Source organism: Kitasatospora sp. NPDC004799 (genome assembly GCF_040609095.1).
GTDB lineage: Bacteria > Actinomycetota > Actinomycetes > Streptomycetales > Streptomycetaceae > Kitasatospora.
Genome location: NZ_JBEXJK010000090.1, coordinates 1 through 24,622, shown reverse-complemented (window position 1 = coordinate 24,622; position 24,622 = coordinate 1). Strand labels below are relative to the sequence as shown.

The 24,622-nt window shown below is 74.5% G+C and carries 27 protein-coding genes and 1 pseudogene; 13 read left to right on the top strand and 15 right to left on the bottom strand.

The window, feature by feature from the left end:
* Together ABZW03_RS14520 and sigE are read right to left on the bottom strand one after the other, a co-directional pair.
* Positions 1 to 384: zf-HC2 domain-containing protein (locus ABZW03_RS14520; RefSeq protein WP_355256742.1), on the bottom strand; the 384-nt coding region annotated here is incomplete at its 3' end.
* A gap of 155 nt (positions 385 to 539) precedes the next feature.
* Positions 540 to 1,385: an RNA polymerase sigma factor SigE gene (sigE, locus tag ABZW03_RS14515; protein WP_355256739.1), complete on the bottom strand. Its 846-nt coding sequence runs from the start codon at positions 1,383 to 1,385 to the stop codon at positions 540 to 542.
* Positions 1,386 to 1,559: 174 nt separating this feature from the next.
* Here sigE and ABZW03_RS14510 point away from each other — a divergent pair, with 174 nt between their 5' ends.
* Complete coding sequence (locus ABZW03_RS14510; protein ID WP_355256735.1) at positions 1,560 to 2,192, top strand: O-methyltransferase; 633 nt, start codon at positions 1,560 to 1,562, stop codon at positions 2,190 to 2,192.
* Between the two features lie 142 nt (positions 2,193 to 2,334).
* Here ABZW03_RS14510 and ABZW03_RS14505 read toward each other — a convergent pair whose 3' ends face one another.
* Positions 2,335 to 2,502 (bottom strand): DUF3117 domain-containing protein, encoded by a 168-nt coding sequence (locus ABZW03_RS14505; protein ID WP_014137929.1) that lies wholly within the window; start codon positions 2,500 to 2,502, stop codon positions 2,335 to 2,337.
* 297 nt (positions 2,503 to 2,799) lie between these two features.
* Between ABZW03_RS14505 and ABZW03_RS14500 the strand changes: the two genes are divergently transcribed.
* Positions 2,800 to 3,600 carry an enoyl-CoA hydratase-related protein gene (locus ABZW03_RS14500; RefSeq protein ID WP_355256724.1) on the top strand — a complete coding sequence of 267 codons (801 nt, stop codon included), beginning with the start codon at positions 2,800 to 2,802 and terminating at the stop codon, positions 3,598 to 3,600.
* Positions 3,601 to 3,652: 52 nt separating this feature from the next.
* On the opposite strand, the gene ABZW03_RS14495 is transcribed toward ABZW03_RS14500, so the two are convergent.
* Both ABZW03_RS14495 and ABZW03_RS14490 read right to left on the bottom strand, forming a co-directional pair.
* The gene (locus ABZW03_RS14495; RefSeq protein WP_355256721.1) at positions 3,653 to 4,249 is read right to left on the bottom strand and encodes a DNA-3-methyladenine glycosylase I; all 597 of its coding nucleotides are present in this window, start codon (positions 4,247 to 4,249) and stop codon (positions 3,653 to 3,655) included.
* Positions 4,246 to 4,686 carry a DivIVA domain-containing protein gene (locus tag ABZW03_RS14490; RefSeq protein WP_355256718.1) on the bottom strand — a complete coding sequence of 147 codons (441 nt, stop codon included), beginning with the start codon at positions 4,684 to 4,686 and terminating at the stop codon, positions 4,246 to 4,248. Before ABZW03_RS14490 ends, ABZW03_RS14495 begins: the two co-directional genes overlap by 4 nt.
* Positions 4,687 to 4,867: 181 nt before the next feature.
* Between ABZW03_RS14490 and folP the strand changes: the two genes are divergently transcribed.
* A complete protein-coding gene (gene folP / locus ABZW03_RS14485) occupies positions 4,868 to 5,680 on the top strand; it encodes a dihydropteroate synthase (protein ID WP_355256732.1) in 813 nt (270 codons plus the stop codon).
* A 76-nt stretch (positions 5,681 to 5,756) separates the two neighbouring features.
* Here the strand turns inward: folP and ABZW03_RS14480 are convergent, their stop codons facing one another.
* A complete protein-coding gene (locus tag ABZW03_RS14480) occupies positions 5,757 to 6,566 on the bottom strand; it encodes a TIGR00730 family Rossman fold protein (RefSeq protein ID WP_355256715.1) in 810 nt (269 codons plus the stop codon).
* A 111-nt stretch (positions 6,567 to 6,677) separates the two neighbouring features.
* Positions 6,678 to 7,754 carry a succinyl-diaminopimelate desuccinylase gene (gene dapE / locus ABZW03_RS14475; protein WP_355256712.1) on the bottom strand — a complete coding sequence of 359 codons (1,077 nt, stop codon included), beginning with the start codon at positions 7,752 to 7,754 and terminating at the stop codon, positions 6,678 to 6,680.
* 327 nt (positions 7,755 to 8,081) lie between these two features.
* On the opposite strand from dapE, the gene ABZW03_RS14470 reads away from it, so the two are divergent.
* Together ABZW03_RS14470 and ABZW03_RS14465 are read left to right on the top strand one after the other, a co-directional pair.
* On the top strand, positions 8,082 to 9,158 hold the full coding sequence (locus ABZW03_RS14470; RefSeq protein WP_355256709.1) for a hypothetical protein: 1,077 nt from the start codon (positions 8,082 to 8,084) through the stop codon (positions 9,156 to 9,158).
* A 304-nt stretch (positions 9,159 to 9,462) separates the two neighbouring features.
* Positions 9,463 to 10,269 carry a hypothetical protein gene (locus ABZW03_RS14465; protein WP_355256706.1) on the top strand — a complete coding sequence of 269 codons (807 nt, stop codon included), beginning with the start codon at positions 9,463 to 9,465 and terminating at the stop codon, positions 10,267 to 10,269.
* 135 nt (positions 10,270 to 10,404) lie between these two features.
* Here ABZW03_RS14465 and dapC read toward each other — a convergent pair whose 3' ends face one another.
* Entirely contained in the window at positions 10,405 to 11,553 is a 1,149-nt protein-coding gene (gene dapC, locus ABZW03_RS14460) for a succinyldiaminopimelate transaminase (RefSeq protein WP_355256703.1), read from the bottom strand.
* Between the two features lie 20 nt (positions 11,554 to 11,573).
* The gene (gene fdxA, locus ABZW03_RS14455; protein WP_030061559.1) at positions 11,574 to 11,900 is read right to left on the bottom strand and encodes a ferredoxin; all 327 of its coding nucleotides are present in this window, start codon (positions 11,898 to 11,900) and stop codon (positions 11,574 to 11,576) included.
* Between the two features lie 289 nt (positions 11,901 to 12,189).
* Between fdxA and ABZW03_RS14450 the strand changes: the two genes are divergently transcribed.
* Positions 12,190 to 13,044, top strand: a complete 855-nt coding sequence (locus ABZW03_RS14450; RefSeq protein ID WP_355256697.1) for a GNAT family N-acetyltransferase — start codon at positions 12,190 to 12,192, stop codon at positions 13,042 to 13,044.
* 114 nt (positions 13,045 to 13,158) lie between these two features.
* Positions 13,159 to 14,031 (top strand): transglutaminase-like domain-containing protein, encoded by an 873-nt coding sequence (locus tag ABZW03_RS14445; RefSeq protein ID WP_355256729.1) that lies wholly within the window; start codon positions 13,159 to 13,161, stop codon positions 14,029 to 14,031.
* 9 nt (positions 14,032 to 14,040) lie between these two features.
* Here the strand turns inward: ABZW03_RS14445 and ABZW03_RS14440 are convergent, their stop codons facing one another.
* Positions 14,041 to 14,670, bottom strand: a complete 630-nt coding sequence (locus ABZW03_RS14440) for a response regulator transcription factor (RefSeq protein WP_355256694.1) — start codon at positions 14,668 to 14,670, stop codon at positions 14,041 to 14,043.
* A 90-nt stretch (positions 14,671 to 14,760) separates the two neighbouring features.
* Between ABZW03_RS14440 and ABZW03_RS14435 the strand changes: the two genes are divergently transcribed.
* Entirely contained in the window at positions 14,761 to 15,705 is a 945-nt protein-coding gene (locus tag ABZW03_RS14435; RefSeq protein ID WP_355256691.1) for a MerR family transcriptional regulator, read from the top strand.
* The gene (locus ABZW03_RS14430) at positions 15,699 to 16,208 is read left to right on the top strand and encodes a GNAT family N-acetyltransferase (RefSeq protein ID WP_355256688.1); all 510 of its coding nucleotides are present in this window, start codon (positions 15,699 to 15,701) and stop codon (positions 16,206 to 16,208) included. The genes ABZW03_RS14435 and ABZW03_RS14430 overlap by 7 nt, the downstream gene beginning before the upstream one ends.
* Positions 16,209 to 16,266: 58 nt before the next feature.
* Here ABZW03_RS14430 and ABZW03_RS14425 read toward each other — a convergent pair whose 3' ends face one another.
* From ABZW03_RS14425 to ABZW03_RS14405, 5 genes are all read right to left on the bottom strand, one after another.
* Complete coding sequence (locus tag ABZW03_RS14425; protein WP_355256686.1) at positions 16,267 to 16,620, bottom strand: hypothetical protein; 354 nt, start codon at positions 16,618 to 16,620, stop codon at positions 16,267 to 16,269.
* A gap of 62 nt (positions 16,621 to 16,682) precedes the next feature.
* On the bottom strand, positions 16,683 to 17,933 hold the full coding sequence (locus ABZW03_RS14420) for a histidine kinase (protein ID WP_355256683.1): 1,251 nt from the start codon (positions 17,931 to 17,933) through the stop codon (positions 16,683 to 16,685).
* Positions 17,934 to 17,941: 8 nt separating this feature from the next.
* Complete coding sequence (locus ABZW03_RS14415; protein WP_355256680.1) at positions 17,942 to 18,664, bottom strand: ABC transporter permease; 723 nt, start codon at positions 18,662 to 18,664, stop codon at positions 17,942 to 17,944.
* The gene (locus ABZW03_RS14410; RefSeq protein WP_355256677.1) at positions 18,661 to 19,632 is read right to left on the bottom strand and encodes an ABC transporter ATP-binding protein; all 972 of its coding nucleotides are present in this window, start codon (positions 19,630 to 19,632) and stop codon (positions 18,661 to 18,663) included. Before ABZW03_RS14410 ends, ABZW03_RS14415 begins: the two co-directional genes overlap by 4 nt.
* A 213-nt stretch (positions 19,633 to 19,845) precedes the next feature.
* Positions 19,846 to 21,999, bottom strand: coding sequence for an alpha/beta fold hydrolase (locus tag ABZW03_RS14405; protein ID WP_355256674.1), 2,154 nt, complete (start codon positions 21,997 to 21,999; stop codon positions 19,846 to 19,848).
* 315 nt (positions 22,000 to 22,314) lie between these two features.
* Between ABZW03_RS14405 and ABZW03_RS14400 the strand changes: the two genes are divergently transcribed.
* The 4 genes and pseudogenes from ABZW03_RS14400 to ABZW03_RS14385 form a co-directional block, all read left to right on the top strand.
* Complete coding sequence (locus ABZW03_RS14400; RefSeq protein ID WP_188296382.1) at positions 22,315 to 22,509, top strand: DUF2304 family protein; 195 nt, start codon at positions 22,315 to 22,317, stop codon at positions 22,507 to 22,509.
* Between the two features lie 31 nt (positions 22,510 to 22,540).
* Complete coding sequence (mshB, locus tag ABZW03_RS14395) at positions 22,541 to 23,449, top strand: N-acetyl-1-D-myo-inositol-2-amino-2-deoxy-alpha-D-glucopyranoside deacetylase (protein WP_355256671.1); 909 nt, start codon at positions 22,541 to 22,543, stop codon at positions 23,447 to 23,449.
* Positions 23,446 to 23,904 carry a DUF6113 family protein gene (locus tag ABZW03_RS14390; protein WP_355256668.1) on the top strand — a complete coding sequence of 153 codons (459 nt, stop codon included), beginning with the start codon at positions 23,446 to 23,448 and terminating at the stop codon, positions 23,902 to 23,904. Before mshB ends, ABZW03_RS14390 begins: the two co-directional genes overlap by 4 nt.
* A 244-nt stretch (positions 23,905 to 24,148) precedes the next feature.
* Positions 24,149 to 24,622, top strand: a pseudogene (locus ABZW03_RS14385) (hypothetical protein); the annotation flags it as partial.

Here is a 24,622-nt window from a genome sequence, read left to right as displayed (position 1 = left end):
GTCCGCGAGGCGACGACCGTCCGCGAGGCGGTCTACCGGCTCGTCACCAACCGCCGGCTCGGCGAGGCCTTCGACCGCGAGGCCCTCGCCGTGCTGTCCGCGCCCGGTCGGCCAGTCGCCGGCCGCCGGGGCGTCGTCGGGGAGGTTGCCGACGGCCATCAGGCGGGCCATCAGCGCGGAGGACGGGCCGGGGGTGCCGGTGCCGCCCAGCAGCTGCTTGACGGCGCGGCCCTCGTCGGCCTCGGCGAGGCACTGCGGACAGGTCGCCAGGTGGGCCTGGACCCGGTCGCGCGAGTCGTGGCCGAGTTCGCCGTCCAGGAAGGCGGAGAGGCGCTCGCCGAGGTGGTGCTCCTCGGCGGCGGGTGCGGCGGGGCGGACGGGCAGCGCGTGCAGCGCGGTGTCCGCGGGCAGGGCCACCGCGGGCAGCACGGGCTCACCGGGTTCGTCGCCTCCGCGACGGCCCGGCAGGGCCCAGCCCCGTCGGGTCGGGGACCGGTCGGACGCCTCCGACCGGCCCGAACCGGACCGGCTGGTTCCGCTCACGATCGCCTCCGTCCGCGCCCGCCGGGCGCGACCGCGGCCTCGACCGCGCCGACGCCGACCGGCACCGGCTCCTCCGAGCCGCCGCGGCGCTCACGGCCGGGGGCCGAGCCGGGGGCGCGGTGCTTGAGCGCGGCGCGCAGGTGCGAGCGGCCGCGGTGGATGCGGCTGCGGACGGTGCCGAGCTTGACGCCCAGCGTGGCGGCGATCTCCTCGTAGGACAGGCCCTCGATGTCGCAGAGCACCACGGCGGCGCGGAACTCCGGCGCGAGGGTGTCCAGGGCGTGCTGCACGTCGGCGTCGAAGTGGGTGTCGCTGAAGTGCTGGGCCGGGCTGGGCTCGCGGGAGGCGAGCCGCTCGGCCGCGTCCTCGCCGAGCGCGTCGAAGCGGATGCGCTGGCGGCGGCGGACCATGTCCAGGAAGAGGTTGGTGGTGATCCGGTGCAGCCAGCCCTCGAACGTGCCGGGGGTGTAGGTGGACAGCGAGCGGAACACCCGGACGAACACTTCCTGGGTGAGGTCCTCGGCGTCGTGCTGGTTGCCCGTCAGGCGGTAGGCGAGCCGGTAGACGCGGGCGCTGTGCGCCTCGACGATCTCCTCCCAGGTGGGCGGAGTCCAGGTCTGCGCGTCGGGACCTTCGGTGAAGGTCGCGAGGGCGGGGGCCTCGGTGGCACCGGCGGCCGGCGTGGCGGCCACGGGCTGGTCCAGGTCGGAGTGCGCAGGCTGGTTCATCACGGGCTTCGGCGTACGGGCCGACGTGGTGCCGCGGAAGTGCCGCCGCACAGGGACGTCGCCCTCGGCCACACCTCCTCGGTCGGCTCTTCTGCCCAGCAGGGCCACCACCATATCCACCTCACCCGTCAAGCCCGGATAAAAGTGCCCGGGCGGTCTTCCGCACCCGGTCCGTCATGACAACGGCCCGCCGCCGTACGCGGTTCCCGGTCGGCCAGTAATCTGTGCCAGGAAATATCGACATCCTTCGGCACCGGGCCGCCACCCGGGGCTCCGGAAGAGGCAGCCATCAGCGAGTTCGGGCCCGCACGCGCGGCCCTCGCCGACACCTACGTGGGCGAGGACGCCGTGCTGACCTACGCCCGGGCGCAGTCCGCGCGGACCGGGATAAGGGCGATCGGGCCGAGCGGCGGGGCCTGCCTGCGGCTGCTGGCGGCCGCGCTGGACGCCAAGGCGGTGGCCGAGATCGGCACCGGCACCGGGGTGTCCGGGGTCTACCTGCTGCGCGGGATGCGGCCGGACGGCGTGCTCACCACGGTGGACACGGAGCCGGTGCGCCAGCAGCTGGCCCGCGAGGCGTACCAGGCGGCCGGGTTCGCGGCCAACCGCTCCCGGTTCATACCGGGCCGGGCGCTGGAGGTGCTGCCGCGGCTCGCCGACGGCCAGTACGACCTGGTGTTCTGCGACGGCGACCCGGCCGAGTCCTGCGAGTACCTGCTGGAGGCGCTGCGGCTGCTGCGGCCCGGCGGGATGGTCTGCTTCGAGGGGGTCTTCCAGGAGGGCCGGCTGGCCGAGCCGGACCTCCAGGACCCGCAGACCGGCGCGGTCCGGGACCTGGTCCGGGACGTGCGGGAGAGCGAGGCCCTGCTGCCGGCCCTGCTGCCGGTGTCGGACGGGCTGCTCTGCGCCGTCAAGCGCTGAGCGCGGTACCGCGGGCCCCCGGGCCCCGGGGCCGTCCGGAGCCGGGCGTCCCGGGCCGGGAAAACGTGCGGACCCGGGCCGACATGACGTCGTACCCGGGCCCGGCAGCACATCTCCAGGAGATGGCGGGCACCTGCTGCGGTCAGCCGCAGGCCTTCTTCAGGGCCTCGCCGAGGGCGTCGGCCTCGTCAGGCGTGAGCTCCACCACAAGGCGTCCGCCGCCTTCGAGCGGAACGCGCATGATGATGCCCCGCCCCTCTTTGGTGACTTCGAGCGGGCCGTCACCCGTCCGCGGCTTCATGGCCGCCATGCTCGTTCCCCTTCCTGCAACCGCTCAGCTACGCACCGGCAGTCCGTCCACCGCCGGTATCGAACGCATTGATCGGAAGCCATTATCCCGCATTCCACGGGCTGATGACCAACATCACTCTCGGTGCAACCACGGCCGGACCGCCCCCAACCGCCGCAATTCACGTGATAAGCCCCGGCGTGGCGGCGGTGCGGACACCACCGGAAGGTGCGATACCTCACACTCCCCAGGCCCCCGCGTGCTCCGGCATCCTGACACACACGACCGACACCGCCTCGACCCCGGGAGCCCTCACCCATGTCCGATTCCGTCCTGTACGAGCTGGACGGCGGCCTCGCCGTCATCACCGTCAACCGCCCGGAGGCGATGAACGCCCTCGACGTCGCCACCAAGGTCGCGCTGCGCGACACGATGGCCGCCGCGGCCGAGGACCCGGCGGTGCGGGCCGTCCTGCTGACCGGGGCGGGCGAGCGGGCCTTCTGCGTCGGGCAGGACCTGAACGAGCACCTGGCCATGCTGAAGCGGGCCGAGGAGACCGGCGAGGGCGCGCTGCGGACCGTCGCCGAGCACTACAACCCGCTGGTGCGGGCGCTGGCCGGGATGCGCAAGCCGACCGTCGCCGCGGTCGGCGGGGTGGCGGCCGGCGCCGGCGCCTCGCTCGCCTTCGCCTGCGACTTCCGGATCATGTCCGACCGGGCCGGCTTCAACACCGCCTTCGCCGGGATCGGGCTGACCGCCGACTCGGGCGCCTCCTGGACGCTGCCCCGGCTGGTCGGGCACGCCAAGGCGACCGAGCTGCTGATGCTGCCCCGGACGGTCAAGGCCGCCGAGGCGATGGAGCTGGGCCTGGCCACCAAGGTGGTGCCGGCCGGGGAACTCGCCGCCACCGCCCGGGTCTTCGCCCGCGAACTGGCCGAGGGCCCGACCGTCGCCTACGGCGCCATCAAGGAGTCGCTGGCGTACGGCGCCTCCCACTCGCTGGACGAACTCCTCGACAAGGAGGACGAGTTGCAGACGCTGGCCGGCGAGAGCGAGGACCACCGGATCGCGGTGCGCGCCTTCATCGCCAAGGAGAAGCCGAAGTACCTGGGCCGCTGAGGGCGTCGGCGGTACGGGCCGGGCGTTTCACGCGCCCGGCCCGGAGCGGGGGTCAGCGCCCGGCGCCGCTGGTGCGGACGTGGCAGTCCGCCAGGTGGTCGTCGACCAGCCCGCAGGCCTGCATCAGGGCGTAGGCGGTGGTCGGGCCGACGAAGCGGAAGCCCGCCTTCTTCAGCGCCTTCGCCAGCGCCGTCGACTCCGGCGTGACGGCCGGCACCTCGCTCAGCGCGCGGGGGGCCGGCCGGTCCGGGTCGGCGGCGAACTGCCAGATCAGGGCGTCCAGGCCGCCCTCCAGGTCGCGGGCGACCCGCGCGTTGGCGATCGCCGCCTCGATCTTGGCCCGGTTGCGGATGATGCCGGCGTCGGCGAGCAGTCGCTCCTTGTCCGCCTCGCCGAACTCGGCGACCCTGGCGATCTCGAAGCCCGCGAACGCGGCGCGGAAGCCCTCGCGGCGGCGCAGGATGGTCAGCCAGGACAGGCCGGACTGGAAGGCCTCCAGGCAGACCCGCTCGAACAGCGCGTCGTCGCCGTGCACCGGGCGGCCCCACTCGGTGTCGTGGTAGACCCGGTAGTCGTCGGTGGAGTCGCCCCAGCCGCAGCGGCGCAGGCCGTCGGCGCCGAGCACCGCGCCCTCGACCGCGTCCGTCACTGCTCCGTCCCCGGCTTCGCGTCCCGCGGGGTCCGGTCCGCGGGCAGCTGCTCGGCGGGCGCCCCGGCCGGCTCGACCACCTTGGCGAACTGCTCCAGGCCGGGCAGCGGTTCGGCCGCCGGGTCGGGGGCGTCGGTCGCCTCGACCGCGCCGCGCAGGTGGGCGGCGGCCTCCAGCTCGGCGATCCGCGCGTCGCGGTAGGCGAGTTCGGCGCCGAGGCGGTCCAGGACGTCGTCCACCTCGTCCATCCGGTAGCCGCGCAGCGCCATCGGCAGCCGCAGTTCGTCCACGTCCGCCTTGCCCAGCGGGCGGTCCCGCGGCAGTCGCGCGGCGATGCGGTCCGGTGCCGCCTCCGGCATCGAGCCGCCCCCGCCGAGCGCCACCAGGGCGGCACCGCCGACCACCACGGCCATGGCGACCACGATCACCCAGAACACGAGCTGTCCTCCCGAACTCCCGGCCGGTCCGCTATGTGGTGGCAGGTAACCACACTGATCATGACAGCATGGTCCCTTAGTGAGGCCGGGGGCCATCATCGCACCCGTAGGAGCTGTGGAGGAGACATCGGTGGCACTGCGCCTGGGACCGCGGGAATTCGGTGACGACGAGCTGGTGATCATGGCGATCGTCAACCGGACGCCGGACTCGTTCTTCGACAAGGGCGCCACCTTCGCCGACGAGGCCGCCTTCGCCGCCGCGGACCGGGCTATGGCCGAGGGCGCGGCGATCCTGGACATCGGCGGGGTGAAGGCCGGGCCGGGCGACGAGGTCACGGTCGAGGAGGAGCTGCGGCGCACCGTGCCCTTCGTGGCCGAGCTGCGCAAGCGCCACCCCGAGGCGGTGATCAGCGTGGACACCTGGCGGCACGAGGTCGGCGAGGCGGTCTGCGAGGTGGGCGCGGACCTGCTGAACGACGCCTGGGGCGGGGTGGACCCGAAGCTCGCCGAGGTGGCCGCCCGGTACGACGTCGGGCTGGTCTGCACCCACGCGGGCGGCGCCGAGCCCCGCACCCGGCCGCACCGGGTCGGGTACGAGGACGTGATGGCGGACATCCTGCGGGTGACGGTCGGCCTGGCCGAGCGCGCGGTGGAGCTGGGCGTGCGGCGGGACGCGGTGGTCATCGACCCGGGGCACGACTTCGGCAAGAACACCCGGCACTCGCTGGAGGCCACCCGGCGGCTGCCGGAGATGACCGCGACCGGCTTCCCGGTGCTGGTCTCGCTCTCCAACAAGGACTTCGTCGGCGAGACCCTGGACCGGCCGGTGAACGAGCGGCTGCTCGGCACCCTGGCCACCACCGCGGTCTCGGCCTGGCTGGGCGCCCAGGTCTACCGGGTGCACCAGGTCGCGGAGACCCGCCAGGTGCTGGACATGGTCGCCTCGATCCGGGGCACCCGCCCCCCGGCGGTCGCCCGCCGGGGGCTGGCCTGAGGGCCCTCTCACGGCGCTCGGCTCGCCTCCGGGGCGCTCCTGACCCGGTCGGCTCGCTCGCGCGGGCTCGCGCGGGCTAGATCTCGCCGGCGGGCCGGCGGGCGTCGGCGAGGATCTTCATGACCTCGTCGATCTCGTCGGTGATGTGGAACAGCTCCAGGTCGTGCGGGGCCGCCTTGCCCTGCGCGACCAGGGTGTTCTTCAGCCACTCGTAGAGGCCGCCCCAGTACGCGCTGCCGTAGAGGATCACCGGGAAGCGGGTGACCTTCTTCGTCTGGACCAGGGTGAGCGCCTCGAACAGCTCGTCCAGCGTGCCGAGGCCACCGGGCAGGACCACGAAGCCCTGGGCGTACTTCACGAACATCGTCTTGCGGACGAAGAAGTAGCGGAAGTTCAGCCCGAGGTCGACGAACTCGTTGAGGCCCTGCTCGAAGGGCAGCTCGATGCCGAGCCCGACGCTGAGGCCGCCGGCCTCGGAGGCACCGCGGTTGGCGGCCTCCATCGCGCCCGGGCCGCCGCCGGTGATCACCGCGTAGCCGGCCTCGGCGAGAGCCCGGCCGATCTCCACGCCCGCCCGGTACTCGGGCGAGTCGACCGGGGTCCGGGCGGAGCCGAACACGCTGATCGCGGGCGGGAGTTCGGCGAGGGCGCCGAAGCCCTCGACGAACTCGGAGGTGATCCGCAGCACCCGCCACGGGTCGGTGTGCAGCCAGTCGGTGGGACCGGTGGTGTCCAGCAGGCGCTGGTCCGTGGTGCTCGTGCCGACCTGGTCCCGGCGCACCAGCACCGGGCCCTTCTGCTTCTCGGGCCAGGCCTTCTTCTTCCGCGGCACCCCGACCTGCTCGGGGCCGTGACCGTAGTGCTTCTCGTCTCCTGTGCCTGTCATGACGAAACCCTACGCCCGCCCTCCCCCGTTTTCAGGCAACGGGGGAAGGTCGGTTGGGCATCCGGAGGATGGCGTTCGGCCGCTGATCGGACGATCGACGCGGCGCGCGGCTCAGCTGGTCAGCCAGGCGCGCAGCCGCTCCTCGGCCTCGGCGATGGCGCTCAGCGAGCAGCACTCCTCGCGCTTGTGCGCCAGGTCCGGGTCACCGGGGCCGTAGTTGACCGCCGGGACGCCGAGCGCGCTGAACCGGGCGACGTCGGTCCAGCCGAACTTGGCCCGGGCCCGTCCTCCGGTGGCCTCCAGGAAGGCCCGGGCGGCCGGCTGGGAGAGTCCGGGCAGGGCGCCCGCGGCGAAGTCGGTGACGGTCAGCTCGAAGCCGTCGAAGACCTCGCGCACGTGCTTCTCCGCGTCCGCGACGCTGCGGTCCGGCGCGTAGCGGAAGTTGACCGTGACGACGCACTCGTCCGGGATCACGTTGCCGGCCACGCCGCCGTCGATCCGGACCGCGTTCAGGCCCTCGCGGTACTCCAGGCCGTCGATCTCCACCCGGCGCGGACGGTAGTCCGAGAGCCGGGTGAGCACCTCGGCGGCGTGGTGGATGGCGTTGTCGCCGAGCCAGCTGCGGGCCGCGTGGGCGCGGACGCCGGTGAGCCGCACCTGCGCCCGCAGGGTGCCCTGGCAGCCGCCCTCGACCATGCCGCCGCTGGGCTCCATCAGCACCGCGAAGTCGCCGGCCAGCCACTCCGGGTGGTCCTTGACGAGGTGGCCCAGGCCGTTGCGGCTGGCCTCCACCTCCTCGCAGTCGTAGAAGACGAAGGTGAGGTCGCGGTTGGGCTCGGTGAGCGTGGCGGCGAGGCGCAGCTGGACGGCGACGCCGGACTTCATGTCCGTGGTGCCGCAGCCGTAGAGCAGGTCGCCCTCGACGTACGAGGGGAGGTTGTCGGCGATCGGCACGGTGTCCAGGTGGCCGGCCAGGACGACGCGCTCGGACCGGCCCAGGTTCGTCCGGGCGACCACGTTGTTGCCGTGGCGGTCCACGGTGAGGTGCGGGTAGCCGCGCAGCGCGGCCTCGACGGCGTCGGCGAGCGCCTGCTCGTCGCCGCTCACCGAGGGGAAGTCGACGAGCCGGGCGGTCAGCGTCCCGCCGTCGAGAGTGAGGTCCAGGGGCGTCGGATTCGGGCTGCTCATGGGCGCCAGCCTAGTGCGACCGCTGCGGCGGCCCGCGACACGGACCGGGTACCCCGCCCCGGGGCCGGTGCTCACGGGCGAGCGGGCGAACCCCGCCCGGCATGCCCGGAGGCGAGCGGGCGAACCCCCGCCCCGAGCCGAAGGGGCGCGCCGGTGCCGAAAGGGAGAGCGCGAGGGAGCGACGTAGGAGCGAGGGAGCGCCGACCGTCGGCGCCGGGTCGGAGCGTCCCGGAGGCGAGCGGGCGAATAGCAGCAACCGGGGGGCGCCGCACATCCGTCCGAGTGGGTACGGTGTCGGATCAAGGTGCAGGCGCGAGAGGGGCGACGGTGGCCAGGAGAAGGAGCAGCGCGGAGCTGGGCGACGAAGAGGAGCCCACTCGCCGCCGCGGGCCGCTGCGCGCCCTGCTGATGGTGATCGTCGGGCTGCTCGGCCTGGCCCTGGTCGCCGGTCTGGCCGTGGTCGGGATCTGGTGGTTCGGCTTCAAGCCCGGCGTGTCCGAGGAGTGCTCGGTGAAGACCGCGGCCGGCAACGGCACGCTGGAGCTGCCGCAGGCCGCCAACGCCGCGACGATCGCCGCCGTGGCGCGCTCGCGCGGCCTGCCGGACCGGGCCACCACGATCTCGCTGGCCACCGCCATGCAGGAGTCCAAGCTGCGCAACCTCGCGGGCGGCGACCGGGACTCGATCGGCCTCTTCCAGCAGCGGCCGTCGATGGGCTGGGGCACCCCGGCGCAGATCTCCGACCCGGTGTACGCGACCAACAAGTTCCTGGACGGCCTGGTCAAGGTCCCCGGCTACACCCGGATGCCGCTGACCGACGCCGCGCAGACGGTGCAGAAGAGCGGCTACCCGCAGGCCTACGCCAAGCACGAGACCAAGGCGACGCTGCTCACCTCGGCGCTGGCCGGCCGGGAGCCCGCCTCGTTCTCCTGCGTGGTGCACGACTACGCCAAGCCGGACCCGGCGGACTCCGCCTCCGCCACCCCGGGCGCCGCCGCGACCCCCGGCGCCACCGCGGCCCCGGCCGCGGCGCCGGACCGGGCCCAGGTGCTGTCCGACAAGGTGCGCCGGGACTTCGGCCGCACGGTGACCCCGGCGACCGGCTACACCTCGACCATCAAGGGCGCCGAGAACGCCGTCTCGCTGACCCCGGACCCGGCGACCACCGCGCTGACCTCCTCCGCGGACGCCGGGGCGGACGGCGGGGTGAGCGCCGAGCGGGCGAGCGGCTGGGAGGTCGCCCACTGGGCGGTCGCCCAGGCCCAGCAGCTGGGCATCGCGACGGTCGCCTACGACGGGAAGATCTGGCGCAAGTCCAAGTCCGAGGACGGCTGGCAGACCCAGACCTCGGGGACCTCGACCAAGCTCGTCCAGGTCACCCTGGCCCCGGCCGACAAGGGTTGACGCACAGGCGTTCGGGTTGCCGCCGACCGGGTGATTCCGGTCAACCCCGGTGGACCGACCGCCCGTTCCGGCGACCCCGGGTGGAGAACCGTCACTCCCCTTGGCCGGGGCCGGTTCGACGGCGTCCGACCGGGCCCGGCGAACGGCCCGCCAGCGGTCGTACGATCCGATGGTCGGTCAGGAAGCTTCCTTGCACCGATCGAAACCTTCTGGCTTCTCAAGCGGTAACAACGTCGTCCGCCCGGTCGTCCACGCCCGGTCCCTAGGGCGGACGGGACGGACCCAGACCCCTTCGAGGAGCCCCATGTCTCACCCCCTCACGCGCCGGATCGCCCAGGCCGCGCTCGTCGTGGCCGCCGGAGCGACCCCGCTGGTCGCGGCCGGCTCCGCGTCCGCCCTGGGCGGGGACGCCCTGCTGCCCAAGAGCGACCTCGCGGCACCGCTGGGCCAGCTGACCAACACCGACACCGGCTCGACCCTGCAGCACACCACCCACCAGCTCGGCCAGGCCGCCGGCACCACCGGCGCGGCCACCGTCGCCGCGGGCGTACCGGCCTCCGCGGACGCCGCCGGCAGCATCATCGCCCAGCAGCTGCCCGAGGCGAACGAGAAGGCGGGCTCGCTGACCGCTCCGGTCGACGAGACCGCCGCGACCGCCGGCCAGCTCTCCGCCGTCACCCCGAAGGTCGCCTCGGCCCTGGCCGGCAAGCTCGGCGAGGCCGTCACCGGCAAGAGCGCGGGCACCCGCAGCGCCACCGCCGACGCCGGTCCGCTCGGCGGGCTGACCCAGACCGGCTCGGTCACCCAGGCCCTGCCGGGCGCCGAGACGCTCACCGGCGCCGTCCCCGGCGGCACCGCCGTCGCCGACGCCCTGCCGGTGGGCGCGGTGCAGCGTGCGCTGCCGCTCGGCTCGGTCGAGCGCGCCCTGCCGGCCGACCTGCCCGCCACCGACGTGCTCGGCCTGGCCGAGCACGGGTCGGCCAACCGCCTCGGCGGCGCCGACCTCGGCTCGAACAACCCGCTGTCCGGCCTCACCGGCGCGCTCGGCCCGCTCGGCGGCCTGCTGGGCGGCCTCAACGGCGGCAACCTCAGCGGCGGCCTGCCGCTGTAACCCCCGCTTCCACCACCCCCCGGTCGCCGGGAGGAACCCGTTTCCCGGGAGGAACCCGTTTCCCGGGAGGAACCCGAAGGGGGCCGGTGTCCGTGACACCGGCCCCCTTCGCCGTACCGCCCCGCGGGGTCGCGGTCAGCGCGCCGCGCCCAGCCGCTCCACGGCCGCGGCGACCCGCTCGTCGGTCGCCGTGAACGCGACCCGCACGAAGCGGTCGCCGGCCGGCCCGTAGAAGTCGCCGGGCGCCACCAGGATGCCCAGCGCGGCCAGTTCGGCCACCGTCTCCCAGCACGGGCGGTCCTGGGTCGCCCACAGGTAGAGGCTCGCCTCGGAGTGCTCGATCCGGAAGCCGTACGCCTCCAGGGCCGCCCGCAGCGCCGAGCGCCGGGCCGCGTACCGCTCGCGCTGCTCGGTCACGTGCGCGTCGTCCGCGAGGGCGGCGACCGTCGCCGCCTGAACCGGCGCCGGCACGATCATGCCGCCGTGCTTGCGCACCTCCAGCAGCTCCTTGACCACCACCGGGTCGCCCGCCACGAAGGAGGCGCGGTAGCCGGCCAGGTTGGAGCGCTTGGAGAGCGAGTGGACGGCCAGCAGGCCCTCGTGGCCGCCGCCGCAGACCTCCGGGGCCAGCACCGAGACCGGGTCGGCCTCCCAGCCCAGCTCCAGGTAGCACTCGTCGCTGACCAGCAGCGCCCGGTGCTCGCGGGCCCACTCGACGGCGCGGCGCAGCTCGTCCGCGCCCAGCACCCGGCCGGTCGGGTTGGACGGCGAGTTCACCCAGAGCAGGCGCACCCGGGAGCCGTCCAGTTCGTCCACCGAGTCGTACTCGACCGGCTCGGCGCCGCACAGCCGGGCGCCCACCTCGTAGGTCGGGTAGGCCAGCCGCGGGTAGGCGACCTGGTCGCCGGGGCCGAGGCCGAGCTGGGTCGGCAGCCAGGCCACCAGCTCCTTGGAGCCGACGGTCGGCAGCACGGCCTGCGGGCCGATCTCCGCGCCGAGGCGGCGGTGCAGCCAGCCGGCGATCGCCTCGCGCAGCTCCAGCGGGCCCCAGACGGTCGGGTAGCCGGGCGTGTCGGTGTGCGCGGCCAGCGCCTTCTGGATCACCTCGGGGACCGGGTCCACGGGGGTGCCGACGGAGAAGTCGCAGAGCCCGCCGGGGTGGGCCAGGGCGGTCTTCTTGTACGGCTCCAGCTTGTCCCAGGGGAAGACCGGGAGCTTGTCCGAAACGCGACGCGCCGCCCCCGGGTGGCCCGGGAACGGCGCGCGCGTGCTGTTGGTGCTCACAGCTGAATTGCCACCGATCGTCAGTGGTCGGCGTTCTGCGGCGGCAGAGCGGCGATGAACGGGTGGTCACGCTCGATCAGGCCGAGCTTCGAGGCACCACCGGGCGAACCCAGGTCGTCGAAGAACTCGACGTTCGCCTTGTAGTAGTCCTTCCACTCCTCCGGGGTGTCGTCCTCGTAGAAGATCGCCTCGACCGGGCAGACCGGCTCGCACGCGCCACAGTCGACACACTCATCCGGGTGGATGTAGAGCGATCGCTCGCCCTCGTAGATGCAGTCAACCGGGCACTCTTCGATGCACGCCTTGTCCTTCACGTCGACACAAGGCTGCGCGATGACGTAGGTCACGCTGTCGTTCCTCCTCGGAAGGGCCTGGTGGCCCGTTCTGTTCTGCTGCCGTGCGCGGTGAGCGCGGCGTCGTCGATGCCCGCCCCTAGTATCGCGGGTCGGAGACCGCAAATGCACAGGAGGTGGCCAGATGGCGACGGACAACCCGGTCGGCGACCGTCCGGAGGTCCGGATAGACCGCTCTGACGTGGGACGACGCGTGTCCGTCCGCCGCCTCGCGGAGTTCGTGGACGACCGTCCGGTGTTCCGTGATTCGATCGGTGTGCTCACATCGTGGGACGATCATGGGTTGACGGTCGCCCCTCGCTCGGGCGATCCGGTGTTCTTGCCGGAGAAGCTGCTGGTCGCGGGCAAGGTCGTGCCGCTGTTTCCGGCCCGGCGCGCGCTCTTGCCGGTCGCCGGGCCGGCCGAGCTGCAGCGGATCGCGGCCCGCGGCTGGCCGGCCGTCGAGCAGGAGCCGCTCGGCGAGTGGACGCTGCGCGCGGCGGCCGGGTTCACCCGGCGGGCCAACTCCGTCCAGGCGCTCGGGGACCCGGGGCTGCCGCTGCCTCAGGCGCTGGCGGCCGTCCGCTCCTGGTACGCGGCGCGCGGGCTGCCCGCGTACGTCGAGGTGGTCTCCCCCGGCTCGCCGGAGGCGCTGGTCGCCGAGCTCGACCGGCTCGGGGTCCGGTACGCGCCCACCCTGGTGCTCACCGCCCCGCTGGCCGGGCTCGCCCGGGCGGGCACCGGCACCGACAGGGTGCGGCTGGCGCGGACCGCGGACGCCGGGTGGCTGTCGGCGTACCGGCGGGTGAGCGGCGACCCGGCGGTGGAGGAGGCGGCCCGGCAGGTGCTGCACGGCGGGCCCTCGGTCTGGTTCGCCACCGTACCGGGCGCCCCCGGGCAGCCGCCGCTGGCGATCGGACGCTGCGTCATCGACGGGGACTGGGCCTGCTTCGGCGCGATCGAGGTCCAGCCGCACGCCCGGCGGGCCGGGCTGGGCACGGCGGTCATGGCGGTGCTCGCCTCGCGCGCGGCCGAGGAGGGGGCGCGCGGCGGCTACCTGCAGGTCGAGGCGGAGAACACGGGGGCGATCGCGCTCTACGAGGGGCTCGGCTTCACGACCGGTCACACTTACCACTACGCCCTCCTTCCCCAGGGGTAGCCGCCAGGACGTACCGTTCATCCACCCGTCCGTCCGCAGCCCCGTCCCTCCCCCGCAGCCTTGTCCATCCCCGCAGCCCCGTCCGTCCGCCGTACGAAAGCCGTCGCCGTCACCGTGACCGAGCAGAGCAGAGACCGCTTCCGGACCGCCGCCCGCGCCGAGCAGCCCGACCCGGTGCTGCTGTGCCTGCTCGCCGCCGCCGAGCACGGCATGGTGCCCGACCCCGGCGACCCCGGCGAACCGCCGGGCGTGGACGCGCTGCTCGCCGCCTGCGAGGCCGCGCTGGAGCGGCACGCGGCGGCGGTCCGGCAGGCGGTCGCCGAGCGGGCGCCCACCGGGCCGGAGGAGACCGCCGCCCTGCTCGCCGCGGTGCTCGGCGGGCGGGAGCGCTTCCACGGGCGGCAGTCGGACTACCGGCGGCTGGAGTCATCGCTGCTGCCCGAGGTGCTGCGGCGGCGGCGCGGGCTGCCGATCACGCTCTCCCTGGTGTGGATGGCGGTCGGCCGCCGGGCCGGGCTGACCGTCCACGGCGTCGCGCTGCCCGGCCACTTCATCGTCGCGGTCGGCGGCCCGGCGGGCGGCGAGGAGTACGTCCTGGCCGACCCGTTCCACGGCGGGCGGCTGCTCGACCCGGAGGACGTCGAACGGCTGGTCGCCGCCGCCGGCGAGGAGTTCACCCCCGCGATGCTCACCCCGGCCCAGCCGCTGGAGATCGTGCTGCGGGTGCTCGGCAACATCCGGGTCTGGGCCGCCGACCGCCCCGAGCACGCCCGCACCCAGCTCTGGGCCACCGAACTCGCCCTGCTGCTGCCCCGGCACCCCGCCCAGCTGCGCCTGGAACGGGCCGAACTCCTCGTCCGCACCGGGGACTTCCTCGGCGGCTCGGCGGAGATGGACGCCTACGCGCAGATCCTGGACGCCTTCGACCCGGACACCGCCGCCAAGGTCCGGCAGGAGGCCCGGGCGGCCCGGCACCGGCTCAACTGATCAGCTCCCCTAGAGCCAGCCCTTCTCACGGGCGATCCGGACCGCCTCGGCGCGGTTGCGGGCCTCGGTCTTCTGGATCGCCATCGACAGGTAGTTGCGCACCGTCCCCTCGGACAGGTGCAGCCGCCGGGCGATGTCCGCGTTCACCGCGCCGTCGGCGGCCGCGCCGAGCACGTCCCGCTCGCGCGGGGTCAGCGGGTTGGCGCCCTCGGCCAGCGCGGCGGCGGCCAGCGCCGGGTCGATCACCCGCTCGCCGCGCAGCACCCGGCGGATCGCCTCCGCCAGCTCGGCGGCCGGCGCGTCCTTCACCAGGAAGGCGTCCGCCCCCGACTCCATCGCCCGGCGCAGGTAGCCGGGCCGGCCGAAGGTCGTCGCGATGACCACCTTCGTCCGGGGCGCCCGACGGCGCAGCTCGGCGGCCGCCTCGATGCCCGTCATCCCCGGCATCTCGATGTCCAGCACGGCGACCTGCACGTCGTTCGCCAGCACCGCCGCCACCACCTCGTCCCCGCGGCCGACCTGCGCGACGACGTCGATGTCCCCCTCCAGCCCGAGCAGCGCGGCCAGCGCCTCCCGGACCATCCCCTGATCCTCGGCGAGCAGCACGCGGATCGAGGCCCCGTTGTCAGTGTCGTTCATGGCCACGACCCTAGGCCCTGCCCGGCCGGACAGGACCTGGAGGGGAACGGGGTTGAGTCTCCCGTAGGGGGAGACGCCACAGTGGAGCCCATGGACGGCAGCGACACGCTCTACTCGATCGGCGACCTCGCCCGGCGCACCGGACTCACCGTCAAGACCGTGCGGTTCTACGCCGACACCGGCCTGGTCCCGCCCACCGAGCGCACCGCCGCCGGCTACCGGCGGTACGACGTCCACGCGCTCGCCCGGCTGGACCTCGTCCGCACCCTGCGCGAACTCGGGCTCGACCTGCCCGCGATCCGCCGGGTGCTGGAGCGGGAGGCCCCGCTGCGCGAGGTCGCCGCCGCGCACGCCGAGGCGCTGGAGGTGCAGATCCGCACCCTCCGGCTACGCCGGGCGGTGCTGCTCGCCGTCGCCCAACGCGGTTCCACACCCGAGGAGATGAGACTCATGCACAAGCTCGCCAAGCTCTCCGACGCCGAACGCCGGCGCCTGGTCCACGACTTCATCGACGAGGCCTTCGGCGGCCTGGACGCCAACCCGGAGTTCGTCGCCATGATGCGTTCCGCCATGCCCGAACTGCCCGACGAGCCGCGGGCCGAGCAGGTCGAGGCCTGGGTCGAGCTGGGCGAACTCGTCCAGGACCCGGACTTCCGGGCGGCGGTACGGAGGATGGCCGAGCACCAGGCCGCCGAGCGCGCCGACGGCGACCGCGGCGGCCTGCACACCGAGCTCACCGCAACGGTGACCTCGCGGGTCCGGGCCGCGCTGGCCGCCGGCACCGCCCCCGACTCCGCCGACGCCGACCCCGTCGTCGACGCCCTCACCGCCGCCTACGCCGAGGCCTTCGGCCGTCCGGACGACGCCGCGCTGCGGCAGTGGCTGTTCGACCGCCTCGGGACGGCCGACGACCCCCGCGCCGAGCGCTACTGGCAGCTGCTGGCCACCATCAACGGCTGGCCGGCCCAGGAGAGCCTGCGGGACGTATTCGAGTGGTTCACCCGGGCCCTGCGGGCCAGACTGTCGGGATGCTGACCCTGGAACCCCTGCGCCCCGACCACGCGGAGGCGCTGCTCGCCTTCGAGCGCGCCAACCGCGCCTACTTCGCCCGCAGCGTCCCGGACCGCGGCGACGCCTACTTCGCCGGGTTCGCGGAGCGCCACGCCGCCCTGCTCGCCGAACAGGCCGAGGGCACCTGCCGGTTCCACGTGGTCCGCGACGCGGCGGGCGAGCTGGTCGCCCGGGTCAACCTCGTCGACCTCGCCGACGGCGGCGCCGAGCTCGGCTACCGGGTGGCCGAGGCCGCGGCCGGCCGGGGCGTCGCCACCGCCGCCGTGGCCGAGGCCTGCCGCCTCGCCGCGACCGCCTACGGCCTGAGCTTCCTCACCGCCGTCACCACCGTCGACAACCCCGCCTCCCAGGCCGTCCTCGGCCGGAACGGCTTCGCGTTCCGGTACGAGTTCGTCCTCGACGACCGCCCCGGCCTCGCCTACCGCCCCGGCCTCGCCTACCGCCGCGACCTCGCCGACCTGGGCTGACCCGAGCCGACCTGGGCCGACCACCCCGCCGCACGGGACCGGACCGACGGCCGACGGCCTACGGCAGCCAGCGCCGGGCGGCCTCGACGCTGTCCGCGATGCCGGTGTTGAAGGCGATGGCGGCACCCGGGGCGTGGCGGCGGACGAGGTTGACCACGAGCTCGAACAGGGGCAGCGCCGGTTCGGGCTTGCGGATGCCGCCGCCGATGACGACGACGTCCCAGTCCCGGCTGGTGAGCGCCGCCACGGCGGCGGCCTCGGCGGTGTCGTCGGGAGCGACCAGCCCGGTGGCGGCGTCGACGCCGAGCTCGGCGAAGCGGGCCAGCTGGGCGTCGAGGGCGGCCACCATGGCGTCGCCGTCCACGCCGGGTATGGTGCGCGGGTCGTAACCGAGGATGAGAACGGAGGACATGCCCGGTACGACGCCCGGACCGGTCGGCCGGTTCCCGGACGACCGGCCGAACTGCCGCCCCGCTAAAGGGGTTTCGCCACCGGCGCGGCCACCGTCCGCAGCGGCACCGAGGCCCGCAGCCGGAAGCCCCGCCCGCGCTCCGCCGGCCCGGTCTCCAGCCGCCCGCCGACCAGCGCCAGCCGCTCCTCCAGCCCGGACAGGCCGTTGCCCGGCTGGGACTTGCCCGGACCGTGCCCGTTGTCGGTGATCTCCAGGACGGCGCGGTGCTCGCCGTTCGCCTCCCAGCTCTCGTCCGCCGTCACCGTGCAGACCGTGGCGCCCTCCCCGTGCCGGACGACGTTGGTGACGGCCTCGCGCAGCGCCCAGGCCAGCGCGCCCCGCTCCTCGTCGGCCAGCGACGGCCAGGCGTCCACCAGCTCGGGCGCGGCCTCCAGCCGCACCTGCGCGGCGGCCAGCGCGGTACGGGCGGCGGCCAGTTCGACCGGCAGGGTCGGGCGGCGGAAGCCGGTCACCGCCTCCCGGACGTCGATCAGCGACTGCCGGGCGACCTGCTCGATCTCGGCGACCTGCGCCCGCGCCGCCTCGTCCTTGCCGGCGTCCATGAACCGCCCGGCCAGCTCGCTCTTCAGGGTGATCAGCGACAGCGAGTGCCCGAGCAGGTCGTGCAGGTCGCGGGCCAGCCGCAGCCGCTCCTCGGAGGCGGCCAGGTGGGCGACGGCGGCCCGGGCCTCGCGCAGCTCCTTCATGGTGGAGACCAGCCGCTGCAGACCGGTCATCGCGATGCCGGAGAGGAAGGCGCTGAGCGCGAAGGTGGCGATGTTGTCGACGCCGGCCCCGATGCCCGCCCCGACCGCGGCGGTGAGCACCGCCATGGCGAGCAGCGCGCGCAGCGCGTACCGGACCGGCGCGATGATCGCGACGCACACCGAGGCGTAGATGAACAGCGTCAGGAAGGCGGAGCCGAGGACGACCGAGGCGGCGATGGCCAGCCCGACCATCGTCGTGACGACCACCAGGCAGGCCCGCGGCCGCATCCCGGCCTGGGAGCGGAAGATCACCAGCAGCACGTAGGCGACCACGAACACGGCCAGGCAGCACCAGCCGAGCACCGTCCCGGCGGTGCTGTGGCCGCCCCTCAGCAGATCGCCCGCCGGGTACGCCAGGTAGAGCATCCACAGCATCATCCAGGCGACCTTGACCAGCAGCTGCCGCCTGCTCTCCACCGGGGAGCCGGGCACGTTCATGAACGACGCGCGCGCCACGCCCACCTCCGGCGGTTCGTCGGGGCGGTGGGCCTGGCGCGCGTCAGTCATGTCGATCATCATGCCTGGCGGGTGTCGCGGCGGTACAGCGCCGCCGCGGCGGCCGCGAACACCACGAGGAAGCCGGCCAGTCCGACCACCGCGACGGTGTCCACGGAGTGCCCGGGCTGCACGAACGCGGCCAGCTTGTTGTACAGGTACACCGGGTTGAACCGGGCGTACTTCTCCAGCGATCCGCTCACCGGGAACCAGGTGCCGCCGAGCAGCGCCATCGCCATGTAGGTGATCATCACGATGGTCTGCACCGCGTCCGGCGCCGCCGCGTACCCGAGCGCCACCCCGAGCGCGGCGAAGACGAAGCTGCCCAGCCAGAGCGCGGCCGCCAGGCCGGTCCACTGCGCCGCGGTGAGCGAGACCCCCTGGCTCGCGCCGACCGCGAAGACCACCAGGATCGCCGGCAGCGTGGTCACCGCGCTCGCCGCGATCTTGCCGACGGTGTACGCCCGGCCGGGCAGCGCGGTCAGCCGCAGCTGGCGCACCCAGCCGCTCTTGCGCTCCAGCGAGATCCGCTGCGCGCTGTTGGTCAGCACGGCGCCGACCGCGCCGAAGGTGGCCATCGAGACCATGAAGTAGGTCTTCACCGGCAGGCCGCCGGCCAGCTTGGTGGAGTCGTAGGCGTGGATGAAGAAGAAGTACATCAGCGCCGGGTAGGCGATGGTGAAGAGCAGGTAGCGCCGGTTGCGCAGGGTCCGCAGGACCTCCAGCTCGATCAGGGTGGTCATCGCACGCTCTCCTTGTCGGCGCTCTCGGCGCTCCCGGTGCGGTCCTCGCGGTCCTGCTCCCCGGTGATGGTCAGGAAGGCCTGCTCCAGTCCCACGCCGGTGACCTCCAGCCCGCGCGGGTACAGCCCCGCCCGGTAGATCCCGGCCACGCAGCCGTCGGCGTCCGCGGTCCGGATCCGCACCGTCCGGACCCCGGGGACCCGCGCGGTGACGTCCAGCGACTGCACGCCCGGCAGGGTGCGCAGCGCCCCGTCGTCGTGGAACCGGCCGTCCGCGTCGTGGAGTTCGAAGGCGATCCGGCGGGCGCCGGCCCGCGCCTTGATCTCCGCCGAGCTGCCGTCGGCGATCAGCCGCCCCCGGTGCAGCACCAGGACGCGGTCGGCGATGGAGTCGGCCTCCTCCAGGTAGTGGGTGGCGAACAGCACCGTGCGCCCGGCGTCGGCCTGGGCGCGCATGCTCGCCCAGAACGACTGCCGCACGCTGACGTCCATGCCGGTGGTGGGCTCGTCCAGCACGATCAGGTCGCTGTCGCCCGCGATCGCCAGGGCGAAGCGGACCCGCTGCTCCTGGCCGCCGGACAGCTTGTCGACCCGCCGCTCCGCCAGCTCCGTGATCCCGGCGTCGGCCAGCACCCCCGTGACCGACCGACCGCGCGGGTGCACGTCGCAGGCGAGCCGCACCAGCTCGCGCACCTTGACGTCGGACATCAGCCCGCCGCTCTGCAGCATCGCGCCGACCCGGCCGGCCGCGATCGCCGCCCGCGGGGCGCCGCCGAACAGGGTCACGCTGCCCCGGTCGGGCTCGCGCAGGCCGAGCAGCAGGTCCAGGCTGGTGGACTTCCCGGCGCCGTTCGGCCCGAGCAGGGCGACGGTCTCGCCCGGCCTCAGCACGAGGTCCAGTCCGTCCACGGCGCGTACCCGCCCGTAGCTCTTGCCCACGCCGCGGAAGGCGGCCACCTCGGTGTCCATCGCCCCGTTCCTCTCCCCTGATGGTGTCACGCTCGCCGTGTCACGTCGGGTGCTGTTCGCACCACCTCAGAGTCCCGCGCGGGCGGGTCGGGGCGGCAGTGTCCGCCGTCGTGCCTTCGGCATGACGGATGTCATGCCGGCGGCCGGTACCCGCGTCACGGGTGCCGGCCGCCGAATCCGCTGGTCAGGGGCGGTCCCGGGGGACCGCGGGGCTCACCTCCCCAGCGAGCGCCGCACGAAGTCGACCTGGAGCAGCAGCAGGTTCTCCGCGACCTCCTCCTGCGGCGTCATGTGGGTGACGCCGGACAGCGGCAGCACGGTGTGCGGGCGGCCGGCGGCGAGCAGCGCCGAGGACAGCCGCAGGGTGTGCGCGGCCACCACGTTGTCGTCCGCCAGCCCGTGGATGATCATCAGCGGGCGCTCCAGGCCCGCCGCGTACCCGTTCAGCGAGTTGGCGGCGTACACCTCGGGCCGCTCGGCCGGGTCGCCCAGGTAGCGCTCGGTGTAGTGGGTGTCGTACAGCTCCCAGTCAGTGACCGGCGCCCCGGCCACCGCAGCGTGGAAGACGTCCGGACGGCGCAGCACGGCGAGCGCGGAGAGGTAGCCGCCGTACGACCAGCCGCGGATGGCGACCCGGTCGAGGTCCAGCGGGAACTCCCCGGCGAGCGCCCGCAGCGCCTCCACCTGGTCGTCCAGGGTGGCACCGGCGAAGTCGAAGGCGATCGACTTCTCCCAGGCCGGCCCGCGCCCGGGGGTGCCGCGCCCGTCGGCGACGATCACCGCGAAGCCCTGGTCGGCGAACCACTGCGACTGCAGGTGCGGGTTGTGCGCCTGGTAGACGCGCTGGCCGCCGGGGCCGCCGTACGGGTCCATCAGGACGGGCAGCAGGCCGTCCCGCTCGCGGTCGTAGCCGGCGGGCAGGAAGACGGCGGTCGGGATGCGGCGCTCGCCGGCGAAGCGGAAGACCGGGCGGGCGGTGAGGACCGGGGTCTCGGCGTACGAGGCGATGGTGGCGACGTCGTCGACCACCAGGCCCTCGGGCAGGTCCCGGGCGACCTGGACCAGGGTGCCGGGCAGGTCGGGCTCGGCGGTGGCGCGGACGGTGGTCCCGCCGCCGTGCACCGCGCTGGTGACGGAGGTGAACGGCCGCCCGTTGGCGGACTCCCAGCCCAGCCGGGTGCCGTCGTGGCTGATCCGGCCGACGCCGACCCAGCCCGGCTCCGGGTCGGTCTCCTCGGCACCGCCGGAGGCGCTGAAGAACACCTCCCGCTCGGTGACCGCGACGACCGACCGCACGTGCAGGTCGGCCCCGGTCACGGCGCGGTCGCCGATCACCAGCGCCCGCACCCCGCCCTCGTCGGAGATCCGGACCAGCTTGCCGTCCGGGGTCCAGGCCGGCGCTCCCGGGAACAGCTCCAGCCAGGCGCCGTCCTTCTCCTCGTGCAGCACCTCGGTGGCGCCGGTGACGACGTCCAGGCCGAGGATCCGCTGGCCGCGCTGGTCGCGGGTCTGGACCTGGAGCAGCGGGACGCCGCCCTTCGACCAGTGCACCCGGCCCAGGTAGGGGTGGGTCTCGCGGTCCCAGACCACCTCGGTGCGGCCGCCGTGCAGGTCGAGCAGCCAGAGCCCGACCTCGGCGTTGGCGGTGCCGGCCGCCGGGTAGGCGATCTCGGCGGGCTCGCGGTCCGGGTTCGCCGGGTCGGCGATCCACCAGCGGCGCACCGGGCTGTCGTCGGCGCGCTCGACCAGCAGCCGGTCGCCCTCCGGGGACCACCAGAAGCCGCGGTCGCGGTCCATCTCCTCCTGGGCGATGAACTCGGCCTGGCCCCAGGTGACGTTCGGGCCGTCCGGCTCGGCGAGCACCCGGTCGCCGCTGCCGTCGGTGCGGGTCAGCCGCAGCTCGCCGGCGGTGTTGGCGTACGCGACGTGGGTGCCGTCCGGGGACGGCCGCGGGTCCAGCAGCGGCCCCTCGGCGGGCAGTTCGGCGGTGGTGCCGGCGGCCAGGTCGGCGGTGAACAGGCGGCCGGAGAGGGCGAAGGCGGCCAACTGCCCGCCGGCGTCCAGGGCGTAGCCGACGATGCCGGCCGAGCCCTCGCGGCTGCGCTCGCGGCGGGCCTTCTCGGCCGGCGAGAGGTCCTCCTCGCCGCCGCCGAGCAGCGCGGCCGGGTCGGCGGCGACCCGCTCCTCACCGGTGGCGGTGTCGAGGGTCCAGAGCAGGTTGGCCCGGTCGTGGCCCGACCGCGAGCGGAGGAAGACGACCCGCGAGCCGTCGGGCGTGACGGAGAAGGAGCGGGGCGCGCCGACGGTGTAGCGCAGGGTCCGCGCGTACTGCCGGGGGAAGGTGTCGGCAGGGGTGTGGGAGGTCATGGCACCAGACCTTATGACGCCGGGTCGGCACCCCCGGGAAGCACGCTGATCACTCGTTCGGAGCATCGCCCGCAAGTGCACCCCAAAGAGGTCGAAACCGCCTCCGACCGGCCCACGCGCCCCTCGAATGCCCCGATGCCCCGGCGCGCGTGGCCTCACCGAATGTAATGCTCCCCTTACCCATCGGGTATGACTTGTCCGGCGAGTGACCGTCGGGCCCCGTCCCGGACCGCGGCCGCCCGCAGCCCCCAGTCCCGCACCGTCCCTCGCCGCCCTCCCCGGGGGCGGCGTGCCCGAGAAGGGGTGTGAGCCGACATGGCCATGAACATCTCCGCCGCCGTGCTGATGCTGGTCATCGTGGTGGTGCTGATCCGCCGATCCGGCCTGAAGCTGGCGCACGCCATCGTCTGCGCGCTGCTCGGCTTCTACCTGGCCTCCAGCTCGATCGCCCCGTCGATCAGCCAGGTCACCAGCAACCTCGCCGGAATGATCAACGGCCTGCGGCTCTGACCCCTGAGGCCAGGTCGTTAGGCTTCCTCCCATGACCGCGACTACCGGCCGCCGCCTCCTCCTGGTCCACGCGCACCCCGACGACGAGTCGATCGGCAACGGCGCCACCATGGCCCGGTACGCCGCCGAGGGCGCCCGGGTCACGCTGGTGACCTGCACCCTCGGCGAGGGCGGCGAGGTGATCCCCCCGGAGCTGGCCCACCTGACGGCCGATCGGGACGACACCCTCGGCGCGCACCGGATCGGCGAGCTGACCGAGGCGATGCGCGCCCTCGGCGTGCGCGACTTCCGCTTCCTCGGCGGCCCGGGCCGCTACCGCGACTCCGGAATGATGGGCGTGCCCGAGAACGACGCGCCCGGCTGCTTCTGGCGGGCGGACGTCGAGCAGGCGGCCGGCCACCTGGTCGCGGTGATCCGCGAGGTGCGCCCGCAGGTGCTGGTCACGTACGACCCGGAGGGCGGCTACGGGCACCCGGACCACATCCAGGCGCACCGGGTCGCGATGCGCGCGTACGAGCTGGCCGCCGACCCGGCGCACCGCCCGGAGCTGGGCCCGGCCTGGCGGATCGCCAAGGTGTACTGGAACCGGATGCCCCGCTCGGTGCTCGAGGCCGGGCTGGCCGAGGCCGCCGCCAAGGCGTCCTTCCCGGGCGTCGCCCAGCCGGCCGACGTCCCCGGCGTGGTGGCCGACGAGGTGGTCACCACCGTGCTGGACGGCGCCGCGTACGCGGGGCGCAAGGCCGCCGCGCTGGCCGCCCACGCCACCCAGATCACCGTGGACGGCGCCTTCTTCGCGCTCTCCAACCACCTCGCCCAGCCGCTGTTCGCCACCGAGTACTACCAGTTGGTGCACGGCCAGGCCGGGCCCGGCGAGCCGGAGGACGACCTGTTCGCCGGCCTCGGGCCGGACGCCGCGCCCGCCGAGGAGGCCGCCCGATGAGCAAGCCCGCCGCCCCGGCGCCGCGCCGTCCGCTGCCCGCCGTCGTCCTCGGCACCCGCGAGGAGCGGCTGGCCGAGCCCCAGCCCCCGCGCGCCGCCCGGATCGCGGCCTACGTCCTGTTCTTCCTGCTCGGCATCGCGGTGTCGGTCTGCGGATCCTTTGTGCAGGCCCTGTGGCCGCCGGTGGGGGTCCTGCTGGCGCTCGCCGCGACCGCCGCCACCTTCTACGGCGGCCTGCGGGTCACCGGCACCCGGCTCGGCGCGGGCGTGCCCGCGGCCGGCTGGTTCCTGGCGATGCTGCTGCTGATCGTGCCGCGGCCCGAGGGCGACAACGTGCTGTGGTCCAACGCCACCTCACTGGCCTGGCTGTTCGCCGGCTCGGTGCTGGGCGTGATCTGCGCCACCCTGCCCACCCGCACGAGCTGGTTCCCGGGGGTGCCCGGCCCCCCGCGCTGACCCGGGTCGCGCACGGCGTACGGTACCGCGTACGACGAGCAGTCAGGAGCGTACGGCCTTACTCTCATACCGGAGGAACCGGACGTATCAGGATCTGTCCGAAGCCGTTCGCCGCTCAGTTCTTCCCAGTATGGTGGTCCCGCAGAACGCCGTACCCGACCGCCGCCCGCCCCAGTCAAGGCCCGGCGACCACGAACCGCGGTCGCGCCGCACGGCCCGCCCGCGAACCCGGAGCAGAGCAGCATTGAGCAGCCGCGAATCTGACAACGCCCACCCGACGCCCCGGCGCACGGGTCCGGACGCCTACCCGTCGGGCACCCCGCCCTACGGCACACCGGGGCTCCCCGGCGGCGACCGGGCCGACGCGGGACCGGGCGCCGCGTCGGGCGGCGAGGACGACGGTCCGAAGACCGAGACCACCCTGACCACCCGGGTCCGGATCAACATCCCCGGCTCGCGTCCGATCCCGCCGGTCGTCGTCCGCAGCACCGTCAAGAACGAGGACGGCCCGGGCGACGACGCCCCGGCCGCCGCCGACCCGGGCAGCCCGCGGCACCGCTCCGCGCCGGCCTCGCCCGTCCTCGGCGTGATGGACGACGGCGGCCGGCAGGCCGCCCCGCCGAACCTGCCGCCGGAGTGGCAGGTCCCGCCGATCCCGCCGGCCACCTCCGAGTCGGAGTCCACCGTCGCCTGGTTCCGGCCGCGCCAGAAGAACGAC